Raw genomic sequence first — 17,642 nt, forward strand, 5'->3', positions numbered from 1 at the left:
CCCCAAAACCCCTAGTTTTATAAGGCTTATAAACTGGTTCGGTTTTTGCAATACCGCTCATAACACAGTCCAGTTCCCTCTTAAGAGGTATGTTATGAGCTCAGAAATTCTCAAGACCATTTTGTCACAAATCGAAGCCGGTACAGCCGTCCCCTATTTGGGTGCAGGTGTGTTGGCTGGCTGCAAAAACGTTGAAAGCGATGCGGACATGCCCGCCGACAGCGACAGTTTGATCCTGGCCATGAACAACGGCCGCCCCATGGCGCCGAAGTTGATGTACGAATTTCCCCGCGCGGCCATGAACTTAGAGCTCAAAAAAGGGCGCAGCTTCCTCAACCGCTTTTTGAACGAGCTTTACGGCAAGCAGTCTTGGACTCGCGCGCCCCTGCACGATTGGATTGCAGCGAAGAAGCCCGGTTATGTCATCGACATCAACCGCGACACGCAACTGCAAGACACCTACGCCGACACGCCGCACACCTTGATCCGCGGCATTGCGCGTTTGGCTTACGATTACCGCTTTGAAATTCACAGCTACGACGGTGAAAAATACACCGAAGTTAAACAAGAAGAGGTCGATCCCGCACTTCCCATCTTGTTCAAGCCCATGGGCAGCCCGCTTCCCGAACCGACGTTTATTGCGTCCGACGCGGATTATGTGGACTACATCACCGAGCTCATGGGCGGCTTTGCCATTCCGTCCTTCTTGAAGGAAAAACGCAAAGGCCTGAAATACGTGTTTTTGGGCGTGCCCATGACGCGCGACACCGAACGCATGGTGCTGAGCGACATCATCTATGACGCTGCAGATCCCAAAGGCTGGGCTTTGATCCCCGACGCCACCGACAAAGAAAAACGCTTTTGCAAAAAAATCGGTTTAGAAGTTGTGGACCTCGGCGTTGACGACTTCTTGGCGGCCAGCCCCATCCTTGAGGCTGCCTCATGAACGAACTGAGCCCCACCATCATCAATGAAATTTCAGGTGAGGCTCAGCCCTTGCTCACCTGGTCCGAAGACCGTCTCGGCGTCGGCGTTCCCGTGATGGACGGCTACCATCAAGAATTCCTCAGCATCTTGTCGGCATTGACCACGGTGCCCGACAGCGTGTTTCCCAGCTTGTTTTCGGAACTGGTGCGCCATACGCGGGCGCACTTCACCCAAGAAGAACAGCTGATGAAAGAAACCGACTTCCCGGCGGCGCAAGAGCACATCGACGAACACCGCCGCGTGTTGCGCGATTTGGAAGCCTTGCTGTCACGGGTCAAACGGGGACGTTTAATGATGCCGCGTGAATTCGTGAAAAACGGTATGCCGGAATGGTTCGGCCTACACCTGTCTACCATGGACAGCGCCCTGGCAGCCCACGTCAAGACGACCTTAGATCTGGATCAATCGTAAAATTTAAGCGCTTCGCCCGTGACCAATGGAGAACGCTTGAGCAACCGAAGTGCCTGGGCTTCGCAGTGCGTCTTCACGTCTGCGTCCAAGGTTTTGAGCCAGCGCGCAGGGATTGCGTCTTTGCCATATTGCGCGCCGGCAATCATGCCGAGGATCGCGCCGGTGGTGTCCGCATCCCCGCCCCGGTTCACCACATCAATGAGGGCAGATTCAAAATTGTCCGTGCGCGCAAACGACTGAAACACGGCACGCAAGGTGTCGGGCAAAAAACCGCTGGGATTTTCTTGGCGTTTTTTGGTGAAGATATAGCTCTTGTGAATCCGTCCCAAAGTGTGCGCCATTTGAACGGCGTCTTTGTACGAACACTGCGGCTGCAGCAAAGCACATTGCACCATCTCAACCACAGTCAACATGCCGTCGTCGGCAAGTGGGGCATTGTGGGTGATGTGGGCCTGAACTTCGCAAGCACGGCGCACCTGGATGCCCGGTGCGCCTATGGTAAACAAAGCCATGGGCAAAACCCGCATCACCGCACCGTTGCCGGCGTCATATTCATCAACCGGACCTTGCGTTGTGCCTTGATTGCGATAGCGCACGATCCCGCGGCGCACAGTGCTGCCGACGTCCACAGGTTTGGATTTGAGCCAGTCGTCAAAGGCCTCTGCAATGGCTGTGGCTTTGACGCCGCCGACGTTTAAGAGGGCCGAGCCCAAAGCCAAGCTCATTTGTGTGTCGTCGGTGATTTGCCCCGCCTTCAGCTTAAGCCAGCCGCCACCTGTGATGTCACGGTGTTTACCATGCTTCAGTTCAATTTCACGCGGTGTCATGAATTCAACCGTGGCGCCTAAGGCATCACCGACAGCGAGCCCTAAGTACGCCCCAACGGCGCGCGCTTGCAGGTCTTCTAAATGCGGGGAGATCCCGTCAGTCTTCCGGGCCGAAGCAGATGTCATATTCGGTGCATTCCTCACAGGTCGGGGCGCGGCACACGTATATACCTTCTGCAATGCAGAGCTGCTTGTACAGGAACTTCTTCCACTTCATGTCCTTGTCGTTGCGCGCCGCCAAGGTGGGGAAGTTGCGCTCCATCAGTTCTGAAAGCTCTTTGCGGTTAAACAGGCCTAAGTCTTCCCATAGGTGATCAGACCCCAAACAGCCCGAACAGACAATGTTAGCCATCAGAACTTCGGACTCGTCGCGCCCGGCGCGGTGCGTCAACAACATGTGGCGCAGCTCGTCCCATTCTAAGGACCGGGTCGGCGGGCGTTGGCGTTTGGAGCGAATACCCAACGGCACTTTAACGCCGGGGAAGTGGCGGTTCATAAGTTTGCGAAACTCACCTGCCGACAACCCCATCCAACCGCCCAACGCACTTTTTCCCTGCGACGCATTGAGCGCCATGGCGGCAAACGCCATGTCATTGCCGTGGCCGCGCGCACGCGACATCATTTTTTTGCGGGGACGTTCTTTAATGAGGGGGGCACGTTTCGCTGCAGGCATGGAGGTTACCTCGGCTTCACCGTGACTGAGCCCAACACCTGGGCCTGACAGGCCAACCTGTCCTTGCGTCCTGCGAGGTTGTCGCGCAATACGCGTTCTTCCAACACGGAAGGAGTGGATAGGTTTTCATGCCCCTCCGTGACTTCCATCATGCAGTTGCCGCAATCGCACTCACGACAGCCGTACAAAATGCTGGACCCGGCTTCTTCGGACACCTCGATCACACGCGTTCCAACGGGAACGATGATGGTCTTGTCGATGTCGGCAAAGGTGATTTTTGCTCTCGCCATGGGGGTCTACTTTTCCTAGCGTGCTTGAATTTCAGCCATGGCTTCGGCCAATTTCAACGGCGGGATGCCGGTCAGCGATCCCGGTGCGTTGATGGCTTCACCCGCCGCGTCCAAAATCGCACCTTCGATGGGGCAAATGCTGGCGCATTGCGGATCGGCAAAGTCGCCGTCGCATTCGGTGCATTTTTTGGCGTCGATCAAGAAAATCTCTTCGCCCTTAAAAATGGCGTCAGACGGGCAGAGCGGTTCACATGCGTAGCAGTTCACACAGCTCTCAATAATGCTTAAAGACATTTCCGATCCCTCCTTAGACAGCTTGGGCGGTTAAGTCTTTGGCCGCCCAGCCTTGTTCGATGAGTTCTGCGTACATGGCTTTGACGGCGTCTTCGATCAGGTCCATGGCATATTCGCCGCTAGGCGTAATGCCGGCCGCTTCCAATTGGGACCACGGCTCAATACCGACCTTCGCCGACAGCACAGCGGAACAATCCGACAGCGCGTCCAAAATCGCGTCCAATACCGTGCCCTTGTCGTCGCCCGACGGGCAAACGTCCGGGCCGACACAGTAAGCGTTGTCGACTTTGCGCGGTCCGATAAAGCGCACACCTTCGGGCGAGGCTTCGTAGACCAAGTATTCTTTGGCATGGCCGAAGTGTTCGTTAATCACACCACCGCCTTTGGTGGTGACGGCAATGCGTGCAGCCGGGGTGCCTTCGGGAGCGATGAAGTTCGCCACGTCACTTTCGGCTTGTTGCGCGCGCAGTTCGTCACGATGGGCTTCGATGCCCGCGTGAACATTGGCGCGACGCTCCATGGCTTCGGCGTAATCGATTTTCATCTGTTCGATTTTTTCGACCGTAAATTCTTCGCCACGATCTTCGCCCAACAGGCCAACCGCGTCCGCACGACATTGGCGGCAGTGGCGCATCATGTTCATGTCGCCCGCGCAGGCGTCTTGCAGATCCGACAATTCTTGTTTCGACGGGCTGCGTTGGCCCATGACACCGTAGAACGTGCCGTGTTCTTTTTCGGCGATCAGCGGCATGACGTTGTGCAAGAACGCACCTTTGCCTTTGACGATTTGCGACACTTCTTTCAAGTGTTCGTCGTTTACGCCGGGGATCATGACCGAGTTTACTTTGACCAAGATGCCGCGTTCGATCAGCATCTCCAGACCTTTTTGTTGGCGTTCGATCAGGATTTTGGCACCCTTCGCACCATGGATGCGACGGTTGTTCCAGAAAATCCAGGGATAGATCTCAGCACCGATTTCCGGGTCCACACAGTTGATGGTGATGGTCACGTGATCGACGTTGAGCGCGGCGATCTCATCCACGTGGTCGGGTAAGGCCAAACCGTTGGTGGACAGACAGAGTTTGATGTCGGGAGCTTTGTCGGCAATTTCGCGGAACGTTTCAAAGGTGCGTTCCGGGTTGGCCAAGGGATCGCCCGGACCCGCAACACCCAAAACGGTCATTTGCGGAATTTCACTGGCGACGGCCAAAACTTTTTTGGAGGCCTGATCGGGGCTTAACAATTCAGAGACCACACCCGGACGGCTTTCGTTGGCGCAGTCGTACTTGCGGTTACAGTAATGACACTGAATGTTGCAAGCGGGCGCCACGGCGACGTGCATGCGGGCGTAAAAGTGGTGAGCTTCTTCACTGTAACAAGGGTGGTTATTGACCTTTTCGCGGACGTTGTCGGGCAGATGCGACATCCCGTCTTCGCTGGACCCGCACGTTCCGGAGCTACATCCACCGCTGGGAGCCGCTTGAGGGGCCTGATTGTCTTGACCTAACACCTTGAGTTCCATGTCTCACCCTTTCCTGAGCAAAATCTTTGCAGATAATAAAGCAAGGGGTGTGCCACTTCTCAGAAATACATAACTAATTGTTTTCATTGGGCTTTGAAACAGGAAGGGCGGTGTCATATGCGACAACACCGCCCTGTTTCGTGTTACATGTGCGACAAAATGCCGTCAAATTTGGCGGACTTTGATATTGAGTGTCTGAATCCGGTACGCCACTTGGCGCGGCGTCATGTTAAGCAAGCGCGCAGCCTTGGCCTGAACCCAGCCCGCTTCTTCCAACGCGGCGATGACGCGTTCGCGTTCATCAATATTGGGATCGCTGAAATCGATGGTTGGCCCTGTTGGCGCAGCGGCAGCGGGTGCGGCGGGGCTGGCCGTCACGGGCGGCGGGCCGGAGTGGTCTTCCAAGCCCGTCATCACCACGGCGTCGCGATCAATATTGCCCGACGGGCTCATGATGGCGGCACGCTCCATGATGTTTTCCAGCTCACGCACGTTGCCGGGCCACGCGTGGCGCAACAAAACACGCAACGCGCTGTCGGTGATGGTGAGCTCACGCCCTTGTAGTTTTGCGATCTTAGAAATCAAAAAGCGCGACAAATCCGGAATATCTTCGGTGCGTTCGCGCAAAGGCGGCATATTGATGGGCATGACGTTCAAGCGATAGTACAAGTCTTCGCGGAACTCGCCGGTTTCGACTTCGGCTTCCAAATCGCGGTTGGTCGCGGCGATAACGCGCACGTCGACCTTCATGGTTTTGGTGCCGCCGACGCGTTCAAACTCGCCTTCTTGCAGGACCCGCAACAGTTTTGCTTGGAAGGCCGCTGTAATCTCGCCGATTTCATCTAAGAAGAGCGTGCCGCCGTGGGCCATTTCAAAGCGGCCTTTGCGTTGGGTGCTGGCCCCCGTAAACGCACCTTTTTCGTGACCGAACAGTTCGGATTCCAACAAATTGTCGGGAAGGGCTGCACAATTCAGCTTGATCATCGGGCCGCTGGCGCGCGGAGAATTGTAGTGAATGGCGTTCGCCACCAGCTCTTTACCCGTACCCGATTCACCGCGCACCAACACGGTGGTGTTCCAGGCCGAGACCAAACGGATTTGTTCGAACACCGTGCGCATCACTTCGGAGCGTCCGACCATATTGTCGAAGCCGTGTTCGTGTTTGACTTTGCGGCGAAGCGTGTCGCGTTCTTCCTTCAATTCCCGCTTTTCTTTGTCCAGTTGCACCCACAACCGCACGGTTTGTGCAATCAGGTTTGCGATCATCTCCATGAATTTCGCGCGGCCGTTTAAGTCGTCATCGCCTGCAGACGGTTGCGCGGCAAAAACGCCCAAAGCTTCGCCTCCGGAAAAGATCGGCACACCGATATAAGGCAATGCCGGATCAAAAGCCCCGGAGCGGCCTAAGAATTTCGGTTCGCGCTGGATATTGGGGACAACAACCGCAACGCAGGTTTCCATAATTTCGCCCACAACACCTTCGCCCGGGCGGTAACTCACGGCGCCTTCGGTGACCAAACCTTCTTTTTGCGAAACGCGCAGGTTCAGATTTCCGGTGTCGTCGTCCAACAGACTGATCATGCCATTTTTCAGCTGTCCCGCGTCGTGCATCACGGCAATGACTTGTTCCAACGTTTCGCGCAGGTTCAAGCTGTGACCCAAAATCTGGCTCACCTTATAGAGCGTATCGATGTCGGTGCGTACCAAGCCGCAATTACACGTCTTGCACGCCTCCACAACCGGTAAGTTTTCGCCTTCGCTCACGGCAATCTCCTTATTCGTACCCGGATGAGCCATGCCCCAGGCTTGCAGCAGCGAACACGACCTCAACGCGTCCGCCACCCGTCATGGCATTGCCGATTTCAATGGATCCACCTTGGTCGGTGATGATTTGACGCGCCAGTTGAAGGCCTAAGCCCGGGCGCGATTTGGTTTTTTTCCAAGCCGTGAAGAACGGCTCGTAGGCTTTAATCAAAATGCTGTCGTCAAAGCCCGCGCCCGTATCGCGGATTTCCATGGCCACATCGCTAGCGTCGGTCACCCGGGTGTCGATGCGAATTTCACGCGCACCGCTGCCGTCCTTCACCGCCATAATGGCGTTGTCGACCAGATACTTCACCATAGAGCGCAAAGCGTTTGCACGCCCCGGAACATTGGGCAGCACAGCCACGGGATGCCATTCAACCATCACGCCTTCACGCAGCAAATCTTCGATGGTGATGTCCAAAACTTCCCGGATAATCTCATTGATATTGATGGGCTCAATGGGTTCGTCTGCGGTGCGTGGCATGGAGGTTCTTAAACGATCCAAGGCCTGCTCACCGGCGCCCAGAACCTGTTTGATGGGTTCACACAGGCCATCCGCCTCGCGGCCTTGGCGCTTCATCATGCCGACAGCGGCGCTCATCACATTGAGCGGGCCTTGCAGTTGGAATATGGCCCCAGACATCACTTCACGCATGCCCTGGACCATTTGTTGTTCGGCCATCATCGCCCGCACGGCATTGGTCCGCGCCTGTTCGTAGCGACGCCGTTGATGGGTGATGTCGCTTGCCACCAGCAACACGCCGCAATAGCCAACACCGTCGAAATAGCCCGTTGCTGACATGTCTTGTTCTTCGACTTTGGTGGCGGAGCACGCGAACCATCGCGTTTCGCCGCCGGGCATCTTCAAGCCCACTTCCGCCGCCGAAAATGTCGATCCGCGTTGGCAGAGATCTTCCAAGCTCATGCCAAAAGTGGCAGTGAAACCTTCAATAAATTCGCCAGACGCGTCCGTTTCCCCAAGCTCGCGGTTGAGCTCTTTATAAGCGGGGTTGGAAAACCCAACACGCCCAGCCATATCGACCAAAACAATCACCACAGGGGCCGCTTCAACCACGGACGAGATCAACGCGTCTTGATTTTTGACCTTGCGCTCCAACTGGTGCAGGTCTGTCACATCGCGGTGCATGCCCATGAAGTGAAGAACGTCGCCGTTGTCGTCTTCCACGGGAACCACGGTGAGCTCCGCCAAATAACGCGAACCGTCCTTGCGCTGGTTAACCAAGCGCCCTTTCCAGACCTTCCCGGATGTAATGGTGGACCAGAGCGTTTTGTAGATTTCGACCGGGGTCGCTTTGTCCGACAAAACGGATTCATTTTTGCCCAAAATGTCGTCGCCGTAACCCGTCAACTCTTCAAACGCGGGATTGACGTAAAGGATGTTGGCCTTTGTGTCGGTGATGGACGTGGCGATGGGAGAATGTTCCACCGCGTAGTGGTAGACCGCATCTAAAATGGGCGAACCGCCACCCGCCACATCATCAGGTGCGGGAGAGGTGCTTAATTCAGGCGCAGTTTCGGGCGTTTTTGTTGTCATTTGCCATTGAATTCGCAAACCCCGTGCCAAATGCATAAGTGTGGCAAATCAACCATCCCAAACCACCGGATTTGTGGGCTTTGCAACAAACACCCTCCAATAAAGGTCGCCGTGTCACCAAAATGACAGGGATTGTCGGCGCTTAATAATTAGGCAATGGGTCAAAAACCGCACAAAAGCTAGGCCCATTTTTCGCACAAATGCTGCAAAGCAAACTTGGTACGGTTGATGCATTTGAAAACCGTAAAAGCCCTCCATTTGATCCTGGAGCACCCCGATTTATGCAAGAACTGTTGATGATCCTCATCGGCACCGCCCTGGTCAACAACGTCGTGTTGGTCAAGTTTTTAGGCCTTTGTCCCTTCATGGGCGTATCGAATAAAGTCGATACCGCTTTGGGCATGGGGCTTGCCACCACGTTTGTTTTGACCCTCGCCTCCGTGTCCGGCTGGGCTTTGGAAACGTTTGTCCTAATCCCCTTCGACATCGGCTTTTTGCGCATCCTGAGCTTCATCTTGGTGATCGCTGCCGTTGTGCAGTTGACCGAAATGCTGATCAAAAAGACCTCGCCTGCGCTTTACCAAGTGCTCGGCATCTTCTTGCCGTTGATCACCACCAACTGCGCGGTGTTGGGTGTGGCGATTTTGAACATTCAAGAAGAACACTCCTTTTTGCAAAGCCTGCTCTACGGCTTTGGTTCCGCCGTCGGTTTCACTCTGGTGATGGTTTTGTTTGCAGGCTTGCGCGAACGCTTGGCCTTGGCCGACGTGCCCAAAGCCTTTGAAGGCGCGCCCATCGGCTTTGTGACGGCGGGCTTGCTGTCCTTGGCATTCATGGGCTTTGCCGGTCTTGGCGGCGGAGGTTGAAGACATGATCAGTGCAATCCTTTCCCTCGCCCTGCTCGGCCTTGGTCTTGGTGTCATGCTCGGCTTTGCGGCCAAATACCTAAAAGTCGAAGCCGGCGCCATGGTTCAAGAAATTGAAGACATGCTCCCGGGTTCGCAATGCGGACAATGCGGCTATCCGGGCTGTGCGCCTGCGGCTGAAGCCGTTGCAAACGGCCAAGCCCCCGTGACCATGTGCCCGCCGGGCGGTCGCGCGTTGGCACAAGCCCTGGCCGACAAAATGGGTGTGAGTGCAGATTTGAGCGGCATGGAAGACAAGGGTCCCCAAGTCGCATTTGTGAACGAGCAGCTGTGCATCGGTTGCACCAAGTGCTTCAAACGTTGCCCCACCGACGCTTTGGTTGGCGCAAACCGTCAAATTCATGTGGTGATCAAAGACGCGTGCACAGGCTGTGGCCTGTGCGTCGAAGTTTGCCCCACCGAAAGCGTGCTCATGCGCGATGTTCCGGTCACGCTGGAAACCTGGCATTGGCCCAAACCTGAAGAAGAAGAATTGCCCTTAGCGTCTTAAGTGAAGACGCTAAAAAGGAGACGACTGGCGATATGAAACTGTTCCGCATCCGTGGCGGCGTTCATCCCGAGGACAAAAAGAGCCTCAGCGAAGATAAGCCGATTGAGGATTTGCCTCTGCCCGAATTGTTGCATGTTCCCCTGCAACAACACATCGGCGCGCCCGCTGTCGCTATTGTCAAAAAAGGCGACGTGGTCAAAAAGGGCCAAATTATCGCCACGGCTCAAGGCAACATTTCCGCCCCCGTACACGCGCCGACATCCGGCCAAGTGGTGGGCCTGGGCCGTTATAAGGCGCCGCACCCCTCTGGTCTTCCGGGACGCACCATCACCATTCGCACCGACGATGACGAAGAGTGGTGCGACCTGCCCGAGCCTATGGATCCGCTGAGCGCCGATCCCTCAGACATTGCCAAGCGTGTCAAAGACTGCGGTATTGTCGGCATGGGCGGCGCGACGTTCCCGTCGGCCGTCAAACTGAACCTAGGTGCGCGCTATGAGCTCGACACCTTGATCATTAATGGGGCCGAGTGTGAACCTTACCTGACCTGCGACGACCGTTTGATGCGTGAATTCACGGCAGATGTCTTAATGGGCATTCGCATTATGGGACGCACCTTAAACGTCAAGCGCACCTTGATCGCCATCGAAGGCAACAAGCCCGACGCCATCGCCCGCATGACCCAAGCGGCGAGCGATTTGGATGATGTCACCGTCGTCAAAGTGCCCACCCGCTATCCCATGGGGTCTGAAAAGCACCTGACCCAAACGCTCACGGGCAAAGAAACACCTGCGCGCGCACTCACCGCCGACATCGGTGTGGTGGTACACAACCCCGCCACCGCGTTTGCCGTGTTTGAAGCCGTGACCAAGGGCATCCCTTTGGTTTCGCGCATTGTCACAGTCAGTGGCGAGGCGATAACCAGCCCGAAAAACTTGCGCGTGCCCATCGGTACGCGGATTTCGGAACTGGTCGAATTTGCCGGATCGTTCAAAGTTGATCCCGAACGTTTGTTGTTGGGCGGCCCGATGATGGGCCAGCCTCTGGCCGATTTAAAAGTCCCTGTGGTCAAAGGCACCAACGGTGTATTGGCGTTGGCGGATTTACAAGCTGCCACAACAACGCGCACGTCGTGCATCCGTTGCGCCAGCTGCGTCGATGCCTGCCCGTGCGGTTTGGTGCCGCTGGAAATGGCTGCCGCTATTCGCAAGGAAGAAATGGAAATCGCCACCCAATCGGGGCTGATGGATTGTGTCGGCTGCGGGTCTTGCGCCTATGTCTGCCCGTCGTCCATCCCGCTGGTGCAGTACTTCAACTACGCCAAGGGCAAGATCACGGCGACCCAGCGCGCGGAACACAAACAAGTGGAAACCAAGCGTCTGGCCGAAATGCGCAACGCGCGTATGGAACGCATCAAAGCCGCCAAGCGCGAAGCCATGGCCAAACGCAAAGCCGAACAAGCCCGCAAAAAGGCTGAAAAAGAAGCCAAAGAAGCCGCACAAGCGACAGAACAACAAGACCAAGAGAAAGCCACAGCATGAGCACCACACCTCCCCCAATTGGTGGCCCGTTCCTGAAAAAAAGCCTCACGGTCCAGCAGATCATGATGGTGGTGATGCTGGCACTCACCCCGGCGACGATGTACGGCCTGTTCCAATTCGGCTGGCCTGCGGTATATTTATTCCTCGTAACGGTGGGCTCGGCCCTTGTGTTCGAAGCCCTGTGGTTGAAAATGGCCGGGCGCCCCATTGCCCCCGCACTTTCCGATGGGTCGGCAGCGCTGACGGGGTGGCTCCTTGCCATGACGTTACCGCCGTGGGCACCTTGGTGGATTGGTGTCCTGGGATCTCTCATCGCCATCTGGCTGGGCAAACAAGTGTTTGGCGGCGTCGGCCAAAACCTGTTCAACCCGGCCATGGTCGCACGTGTGGTTCTGCTGATTTCGTTCCCCGTGCATATGACGTTCTTTGTCGACCCCAGCCCCATTTTGAATACTGGTGCGCCGGGTTTTATGGAAAGCTTAGCCGTCACGTTTGGTTTCGGCACGGCCCCCGCCATGGACGCTGTCAGCAGCGCATCGGTTCTGGGCTATCTCAAAACCGAAGTCGGGCGCGGCAACGAATGGCTTCAGGTCTTCAACAACTCCTACGATATGCAAAGCGTCTTGATGGGCGCCGTTCCGGGCAGCCTGGGTGAAACCTCTGCCCCGTTGATTTTGTTGGGCGGTGCCTTGTTATTGGCGCTGCGGATTATCAGCTGGCACATTCCTGTCGCCATGATCGGAACCTTGGCCGTCTTGGCGACACTCTTTAACTTCTCCAATCCCATGGCTTATCCCAGCGCCGCCATTCACGTTTTGTCGGGCGCGACGCTGTTGGGGGCGTTCTTTATTGCGACGGACTTGGTCACCTCCCCGGTTTCGCCCCTGGGCAAGCTGGTGTTTGGCTTTGGTTGCGGTTTGTTGGTTTATGTCATTCGCACCTGGGCCGGCTATCCCGAAGGTTTGGCTTTTGCGGTGTTGATCATGAACGCCGCGACCCCGCTGATCGACCGCTACACCCGTCCACGTGTCTATGGCCGCGATCGCAAAGGCGAACCCTTGGCCGCTGAGGAGGGGGCACAATGACCGAAGCCGTGCAAGACCAACCAAGCAGCTCCCCGAAGTTCGACATGAAGCCGCTTTTGTTGGCTTTGACCCTGACGGTATTCTCCACCGTTGCCGCAGGCTTGTTGGCCGTGGGCGATACAAAAACGCGCCCAGAAATTGCTTTGCGTCTGCAAGAAGACCTCAACGCCATTTTGGCCCAAGTGGTCCCACCAGAACTGCATGACAATGAACTGTCCAAAGACTTATTGACTATGCCCGGTGTTCATGGCGAGGACATCACCGTCTACCGCGCACGCAAAGACGACCAGATCATCGGTTTTGCCTTTCCAACCACAGCCCCCAATGGCTACGCCGGTCCGGTTGAATTGGTCATGGGGGTCAGCAGCCAAGGTGAAATCCTAGGCGTGCGCGTGTTGTCCCACACCGAAACACCGGGCCTGGGTGACAAAATTGAAGTCGCCAAAGATGATTGGGTTTTGAGCTTCAACGGCAAATCCTTCGCCAACTTGGCTTATGAGCTTTGGGGCGTGAAAAAAGACGGCGGTGTGTTCGATCAATTCAGCGGTGCAACCATCACACCGCGCATCGTTGTGGCGGCTGTCAAAGAGGGCTTGGATTTTTTCCACAACAACCAAGCCAAATTGTTCGCAGCTCCAAAACCTGTCGAGGTCAAACCTGCTGAAGACGGAGAAAAACAATGAGCGATCTGACTCCGGAAGCAGAAGTTGAAGAAGACGCACCTGCGCGCGAAAAGCACGACTACAAAACCATCGCAATGGACGGGTTTTGGGACAACAACGTTGTGTTTTCCCAACTGTTGGCGCTGTGCCCTCTTCTGGCGGTTACGGGCACAGCGACCAATGGTCTCGGCATGGGATTGGCGTCTACGGCTGTGATGATTGGTTCTGGCTTTGCCATTGCGGCGCTTCGCGGCGTCATTCCGTCGGACGTGCGCATCCCTGCGTTTATCTTGGTGATCGCGACGTTGGTGACGTTGGTCGATATGGCTATGAACGCCTGGGTGCACGAACTGCACAAAGTCTTGGGCCTGTTTATCCCGCTGATCGTGACCAACTGCGCCATCTTGGGCCGAGCAGAAATTTTTGCCTACAAAAAGCCCATTGCGCCGTCAACGTTTGACGGCTTGATGATGGGCGTCGGGTTTACCTTCGTCCTGGTCGTTTTGGGCGCCGTGCGCGAAGTTTTGGGCGCAGGCACCTTATTTGCCGGAGCGTCTTTGTTGCTGGGTGATGCGTTTAAGGTCATCGAAATGAACATCCCCGAATTTGACGGCATGCTGTTGTTTGCCCTGCCGCCCGGCGGGTTCATCGTTTTGGGTTTCTTGCTGGCCGGCAAACGCGTTTTGGACGAACGTATGACGGAATGGCGCGATGGCCGCAAAGCTATTCAGAACGACACGCCCGCGTGTCACACGGTCTAATTATTGGAGGTACTGATCCATGATCATCGGTGTCGCTTATGCCAAAGCTTCTCAGCAAGTTTGGACCAACATTGAACTTCCCGACGGTGCAACGGTGAAAGACGCCATCGAAGCTTCTGGCATTTTGGGTAAGTTCCCCGAAATCGATTTGGAAGAACAAGAGGTCGGTGTGTTCGGCAAGCTGACCAAGTTGGATGCTGCCCTGAACGATGGTGACCGGGTCGAAATTTACCGCCCCATCATCGCCGACCCCGATATGGTGGAACGTCGCGACCAATAATCATGCCCTTGCCCCCGCCCACATTGGAAGATTACGTGCGTTTGTTCGAGCCCTATGGCGAGGATTTAAGCACGGCTTATCTCAAACCCAATGACGAACGCTATCTGTTTGTCTTTGAGCAGGCCGTTCGTATGTTGGCGACACCGTCCCAATTCAACGCTTCGCTGCCCCGCCCGTTCTGCATCACGGCACAGAAGTACCTCGCAGGCGATGAGCGCACCACGCGGCACATGAACTACCCTGAGAACCAGCATTTTATGTTGAGCGACTTATATGATTTTGTGATGCTTAAAAAAGCGCGAGCAAAACACAGCTCAAACGAACACGATCAAGAAGCTTGAGCCTTCACTCTCTTCACCATCATGTCGGCTAAGGTGTAGCTATCCAGAACATTCATGAAGCTTTTGCGCGCTTCGGCGAACACACCCGTCAAACGGCAATCCCCCATTAAGGGACATTTGCTGGTTTCAGGGTCGAAACATTCTTGAATGTTCATGTGAGGCTCAGTCAATTTGACAACTGCCGCAATGCTTATGTCTTCAGGCGCCTTCGCCAACCGGACACCACCCGATTTCCCACGCACCGTTTTGATGTAACCATTGGCACCGAGGTTGTGCACGACTTTGACCATGTGATTTCGCGAAACACCATAGTGTTCGGAAATCTCTGTTACAGTCACCAAACGGCCCGGTTGATCTGCAATGTAGAGCAGCGCGCGCAACGAAAAGTCGGTGTAAGATGTCAATTGCATGCCAGGAGTATAGAGCTCTTCATCAAGCTTTCAACACAACTGTTATAGGTTGATGACCACTAATTCACACAGGCTTTGGTGATGGCCGTTCCGAGTGCCAAACTGTCACCGTTAGATATGATTTTCAAATCAATCAAAACAAGACGGCAAATGTCCAGCACGAAACAAAGAGCCCTGGACGCTCTGTCTCGAACGCGTTTCATAACGCTCAACAACAAGCCTCTACAGGGGGTAAGAAAGGCTGGTTTGCATAACGGATTTGTGAATAAAAAAACGCCCGCAAAGCGAATTTTGCCTGCGTTTTCTTGCATTTTCTAACCGATTTAATGCGCAGCAGCACCTTCCGCGCCTAGCCCCGTTTGCCACCGTCTTCAAATTGACAGTCGAAATTCCAGTATTTTCGAAAGTGACTCGTTTTAAGGAGAGATGGTGCGGGCGGCCGGACTTGAACCGGCAAGGCCTTGCGGCCGACAGATTTTAAGTCTCGACTGTGCACAGTAACATATTGATACAAAAAGCGTATTTCCAGCACACGAAAAACTGTATCGAAACAGTGTACTGAACGATCATTATTTGAATAGCGTGAGAATTACCGACACGAACGTATCAAGTGCGGGTACAGACAAAAGTGTAAAGCCAATCGCATAAAAAGCAACTGCTGCATGACGAACGTAATAGTTTTGATCTGTTAAAGCAGCATACTCTTCTGCCATAACATAAGCTGTACCCCCACTATACAAATCCTCATGCCTTTCGACATAATGAGCAATAGTCAACTCAATATCTTTTCTCTGACCATCCGTTTCAATGTGCTTATCAATTAAATTTGCAAACACTTCCTGGTAATCACTAAACACAAGACTACCATTTTTTTGAGCTTCGGCCTTGCCATTTTCCTTTTCCTCGCATGTTTCAAAAAATACAAACGAAGTTAGATTATATTTATCTGAAAGATAGCTTTCGTATTCATTCTGCAAAATCTCTTGGCGCAAATCCCGCGCCATATTTTTTGTAGTGACACGTTCTTCGTGCTCAACATACTCAGATTTTGATCCAAAGAGTTTAATCAGCTTAGGGCAAAAGAGCTGGAATAAAATTGATCCCACTGCAATGGACGTTAGCCCAAAGTAAAACAGGTATAAGCGATAACTTATTTCCAAGTCTGCGTTACCGCTATAACCTAGGAGGTGAAGCAGTGGTGACTGACCAATAATGTCAGCAGACATTGCGGCTAGCTCAATCAACTTTTTATTGAAAAGTATAAAATACCCAAAAAGAGGGATGAGAACTGTCGACTTAACTAGTCGAGAGTTACCCAAACGTCGCAACTCCGTCCAATCGCTCAGTTGACGCAAGAACACGAGATAGACGCCAGTGGTTCCGTTTCGTTTGTATGTGAACCTACGGAAAAATTTAGCGAGGTACATTATCAATGCTCTAAGTAAATGGTGCGGGCGGCCGGACTTGAACCGGCAAGGCCTTGCGGCCGACAGATTTTCTTACCAACTACGACTTTCGTCGCCACGAAATAGTGTTTGTGGCCTGGACTTTCTCTTCACCATAACATCTCGCCTTAGGTGCTGCCCGTCAAGTCTCTACACGTTCCCATTGATGGGCTTCGCTCGGGATTGCCATGTCAAAATTGACGAAAGGTTTCCCCGAATTTGAGCAGTTCTACTCCCACCGTTTCCGATGGGGCACTCAATTTTTCATAAGTCTGTTGTGTTTACCAATTTCACCACGCCCGCATAATTTTTAATGCTGCAAGAAAAACAACATTATTCATCCACGAAGCTAGAACATATCTCCTGTACTAACTGTACCATAACTGTACTACGTCAATTTTACAACAAAATCAATAACTTAATGCAAAAAATATATTTTTTAAGTCTGTTGTGTTTACCAATTTCACCACGCCCGCATAAGGCCTAAGAATCGGTCCCCCGAACCTATTCAAAGCGAGCCCGAGTTGCAAGATCGAGTTGCACGGAACGGCTTATTTCAGCTCATCACCCTCGGTTTCACCGCGAATAACGTCACCGCCCACCGATTCGATCAGCTCCACCAAAGCCTCACACGCCACGTCTACCGGCGCTTCGTCTTCGCCGCGGACTACCAAATTGGTGCCAAACTTGCCCATTTTCAAAAACGGGTAGGAGCCAATGTCCACATCCGGGTGGGCTTTTTGCACGTCGCCCAGCTCAATCGCAATCATGCCTTCCGATATTCCGATGGTCGAAACCGTCTTCGAAACCAAAATTTTCCCACCCGCAAGGGTCCCTTTGATGCCGTCGAACATGGCCTGGGCGATTTTGGGCACGCCCGCCATGACATAAACGTTTTCCACGCGAAAGCCCGGCGCGACCGAGACGGGGTTATCGATAAGCTCCGCCCCGACAGGGGTTCTGGCCATCATCATGCGCGCTGGGTTGGCGCGGTCGCCGTAGTGGGCGAGCAAACGCCGCTCGGCTTCTGGGTTGATGCCGAAATCGAGCCCAAAGGCTTTGGCCACGCACGCGGCGGTAATATCATCGTGGGTCGAACCGATCCCGCCTGTGGTGAAGACATAAGTGTACTTCGCCCGGCAATGGTTGAGGGTTTCGATAATGACCTCTTCCACATCGGGAATAACCCGGCATTCTTTGAGCGGGATGCCGACTTTGGTGAGTTCCATCGCCAAATAGTTCAAATTGGCGTCTTTGGTGCGCCCGGACAACACTTCGTTACCGATGATCAGGACGCAAGCGGTGGCATTTTCAGAATTTGTCATGACCTTAATGT

Annotated in this window: 20 protein-coding genes; 10 read left to right on the forward strand and 10 right to left on the reverse strand. The window is 54.2% G+C overall.

From position 1 onward, the window contains the following. Positions 1-94: 94 nt before the first annotated feature. Both V5T82_RS15845 and V5T82_RS15850 read left to right on the forward strand, forming a co-directional pair. The gene (locus tag V5T82_RS15845; RefSeq protein WP_332896643.1) at positions 95-946 is read left to right on the forward strand and encodes an SIR2 family protein; all 852 of its coding nucleotides are present in this window, start codon (positions 95-97) and stop codon (positions 944-946) included. Beyond that, the gene (locus V5T82_RS15850; RefSeq protein ID WP_332896644.1) at positions 943-1,398 is read left to right on the forward strand and encodes a bacteriohemerythrin; all 456 of its coding nucleotides are present in this window, start codon (positions 943-945) and stop codon (positions 1,396-1,398) included. The genes V5T82_RS15845 and V5T82_RS15850 overlap by 4 nt, the downstream gene beginning before the upstream one ends. Here the strand turns inward: V5T82_RS15850 and draG are convergent. The 7 genes from draG to nifL all read right to left on the reverse strand — a co-directional run bounded on the left by draG (position 1,389) and on the right by nifL (position 8,365). Continuing rightward, positions 1,389-2,351: an ADP-ribosyl-[dinitrogen reductase] hydrolase gene (gene draG / locus V5T82_RS15855; protein WP_332896645.1), complete on the reverse strand. Its 963-nt coding sequence runs from the start codon at positions 2,349-2,351 to the stop codon at positions 1,389-1,391. The two genes, V5T82_RS15850 and draG, sit on opposite strands and share 10 nt — an antisense overlap. Continuing rightward, positions 2,323-2,898, reverse strand: a complete 576-nt coding sequence (locus V5T82_RS15860) for a nitrogen fixation protein NifQ (RefSeq protein WP_332896646.1) — start codon at positions 2,896-2,898, stop codon at positions 2,323-2,325. The genes draG and V5T82_RS15860 overlap by 29 nt, the downstream gene beginning before the upstream one ends. A 5-nt stretch (positions 2,899-2,903) precedes the next feature. After that, positions 2,904-3,188 carry a 2Fe-2S iron-sulfur cluster-binding protein gene (locus V5T82_RS15865; protein ID WP_332896647.1) on the reverse strand — a complete coding sequence of 95 codons (285 nt, stop codon included), beginning with the start codon at positions 3,186-3,188 and terminating at the stop codon, positions 2,904-2,906. Between the two features lie 15 nt (positions 3,189-3,203). Then, positions 3,204-3,482: a 4Fe-4S binding protein gene (locus V5T82_RS15870; RefSeq protein ID WP_332896648.1), complete on the reverse strand. Its 279-nt coding sequence runs from the start codon at positions 3,480-3,482 to the stop codon at positions 3,204-3,206. 13 nt (positions 3,483-3,495) lie between these two features. Next, on the reverse strand, positions 3,496-5,004 hold the full coding sequence (nifB, locus tag V5T82_RS15875; protein ID WP_332896649.1) for a nitrogenase cofactor biosynthesis protein NifB: 1,509 nt from the start codon (positions 5,002-5,004) through the stop codon (positions 3,496-3,498). A 165-nt stretch (positions 5,005-5,169) separates the two neighbouring features. Then, complete coding sequence (gene nifA, locus V5T82_RS15880; protein ID WP_332896650.1) at positions 5,170-6,768, reverse strand: nif-specific transcriptional activator NifA; 1,599 nt, start codon at positions 6,766-6,768, stop codon at positions 5,170-5,172. Between the two features lie 10 nt (positions 6,769-6,778). After that, positions 6,779-8,365, reverse strand: a complete 1,587-nt coding sequence (gene nifL, locus V5T82_RS15885; RefSeq protein ID WP_332896651.1) for a nitrogen fixation negative regulator NifL — start codon at positions 8,363-8,365, stop codon at positions 6,779-6,781. Between the two features lie 281 nt (positions 8,366-8,646). On the opposite strand from nifL, the gene rsxA reads away from it, so the two are divergent. Genes rsxA through V5T82_RS15925 form a run of 8 tightly spaced genes read left to right on the forward strand, consistent with a single transcriptional unit; the run spans position 8,647 to position 14,451 of the window. After that, the gene (rsxA, locus tag V5T82_RS15890) at positions 8,647-9,231 is read left to right on the forward strand and encodes an electron transport complex subunit RsxA (protein ID WP_332896652.1); all 585 of its coding nucleotides are present in this window, start codon (positions 8,647-8,649) and stop codon (positions 9,229-9,231) included. Between the two features lie 4 nt (positions 9,232-9,235). After that, positions 9,236-9,781, forward strand: coding sequence for an electron transport complex subunit RsxB (gene rsxB / locus V5T82_RS15895; RefSeq protein WP_332896653.1), 546 nt, complete (start codon positions 9,236-9,238; stop codon positions 9,779-9,781). A 32-nt stretch (positions 9,782-9,813) separates the two neighbouring features. After that, positions 9,814-11,322: an electron transport complex subunit RsxC gene (rsxC, locus tag V5T82_RS15900; protein ID WP_332896654.1), complete on the forward strand. Its 1,509-nt coding sequence runs from the start codon at positions 9,814-9,816 to the stop codon at positions 11,320-11,322. Next, positions 11,319-12,407: an RnfABCDGE type electron transport complex subunit D gene (locus V5T82_RS15905; RefSeq protein ID WP_332896655.1), complete on the forward strand. Its 1,089-nt coding sequence runs from the start codon at positions 11,319-11,321 to the stop codon at positions 12,405-12,407. The genes rsxC and V5T82_RS15905 overlap by 4 nt, the downstream gene beginning before the upstream one ends. Further along, positions 12,404-13,090, forward strand: a complete 687-nt coding sequence (gene rsxG, locus V5T82_RS15910; RefSeq protein ID WP_332896656.1) for an electron transport complex subunit RsxG — start codon at positions 12,404-12,406, stop codon at positions 13,088-13,090. The genes V5T82_RS15905 and rsxG overlap by 4 nt, the downstream gene beginning before the upstream one ends. Further along, the gene (locus V5T82_RS15915; protein WP_332896657.1) at positions 13,087-13,830 is read left to right on the forward strand and encodes an electron transport complex subunit E; all 744 of its coding nucleotides are present in this window, start codon (positions 13,087-13,089) and stop codon (positions 13,828-13,830) included. The genes rsxG and V5T82_RS15915 overlap by 4 nt, the downstream gene beginning before the upstream one ends. 19 nt (positions 13,831-13,849) lie before the next feature. Continuing rightward, positions 13,850-14,110 (forward strand): RnfH family protein, encoded by a 261-nt coding sequence (locus V5T82_RS15920; RefSeq protein WP_332896658.1) that lies wholly within the window; start codon positions 13,850-13,852, stop codon positions 14,108-14,110. 2 nt (positions 14,111-14,112) lie between these two features. Next, positions 14,113-14,451 (forward strand): hypothetical protein, encoded by a 339-nt coding sequence (locus tag V5T82_RS15925; RefSeq protein WP_332896659.1) that lies wholly within the window; start codon positions 14,113-14,115, stop codon positions 14,449-14,451. On the opposite strand, the gene V5T82_RS15930 is transcribed toward V5T82_RS15925, so the two are convergent. The 3 genes from V5T82_RS15930 to V5T82_RS15940 all read right to left on the reverse strand — a co-directional run bounded on the left by V5T82_RS15930 (position 14,439) and on the right by V5T82_RS15940 (position 17,631). After that, complete coding sequence (locus tag V5T82_RS15930) at positions 14,439-14,861, reverse strand: RrF2 family transcriptional regulator (protein WP_332896660.1); 423 nt, start codon at positions 14,859-14,861, stop codon at positions 14,439-14,441. The genes V5T82_RS15925 and V5T82_RS15930 overlap by 13 nt on opposite strands. A 569-nt stretch (positions 14,862-15,430) precedes the next feature. Next, positions 15,431-16,087: a hypothetical protein gene (locus V5T82_RS15935; RefSeq protein ID WP_332896661.1), complete on the reverse strand. Its 657-nt coding sequence runs from the start codon at positions 16,085-16,087 to the stop codon at positions 15,431-15,433. A gap of 770 nt (positions 16,088-16,857) precedes the next feature. Continuing rightward, complete coding sequence (locus V5T82_RS15940; RefSeq protein WP_332896662.1) at positions 16,858-17,631, reverse strand: competence/damage-inducible protein A; 774 nt, start codon at positions 17,629-17,631, stop codon at positions 16,858-16,860. Between the last annotated feature and the right edge of the window lie 11 nt (positions 17,632-17,642).

Origin of the sequence: Magnetovibrio sp. PR-2 (genome assembly GCF_036689815.1) — a bacterium.
Taxonomy (GTDB): Bacteria; Pseudomonadota; Alphaproteobacteria; order Rhodospirillales; family Magnetovibrionaceae; genus Magnetovibrio.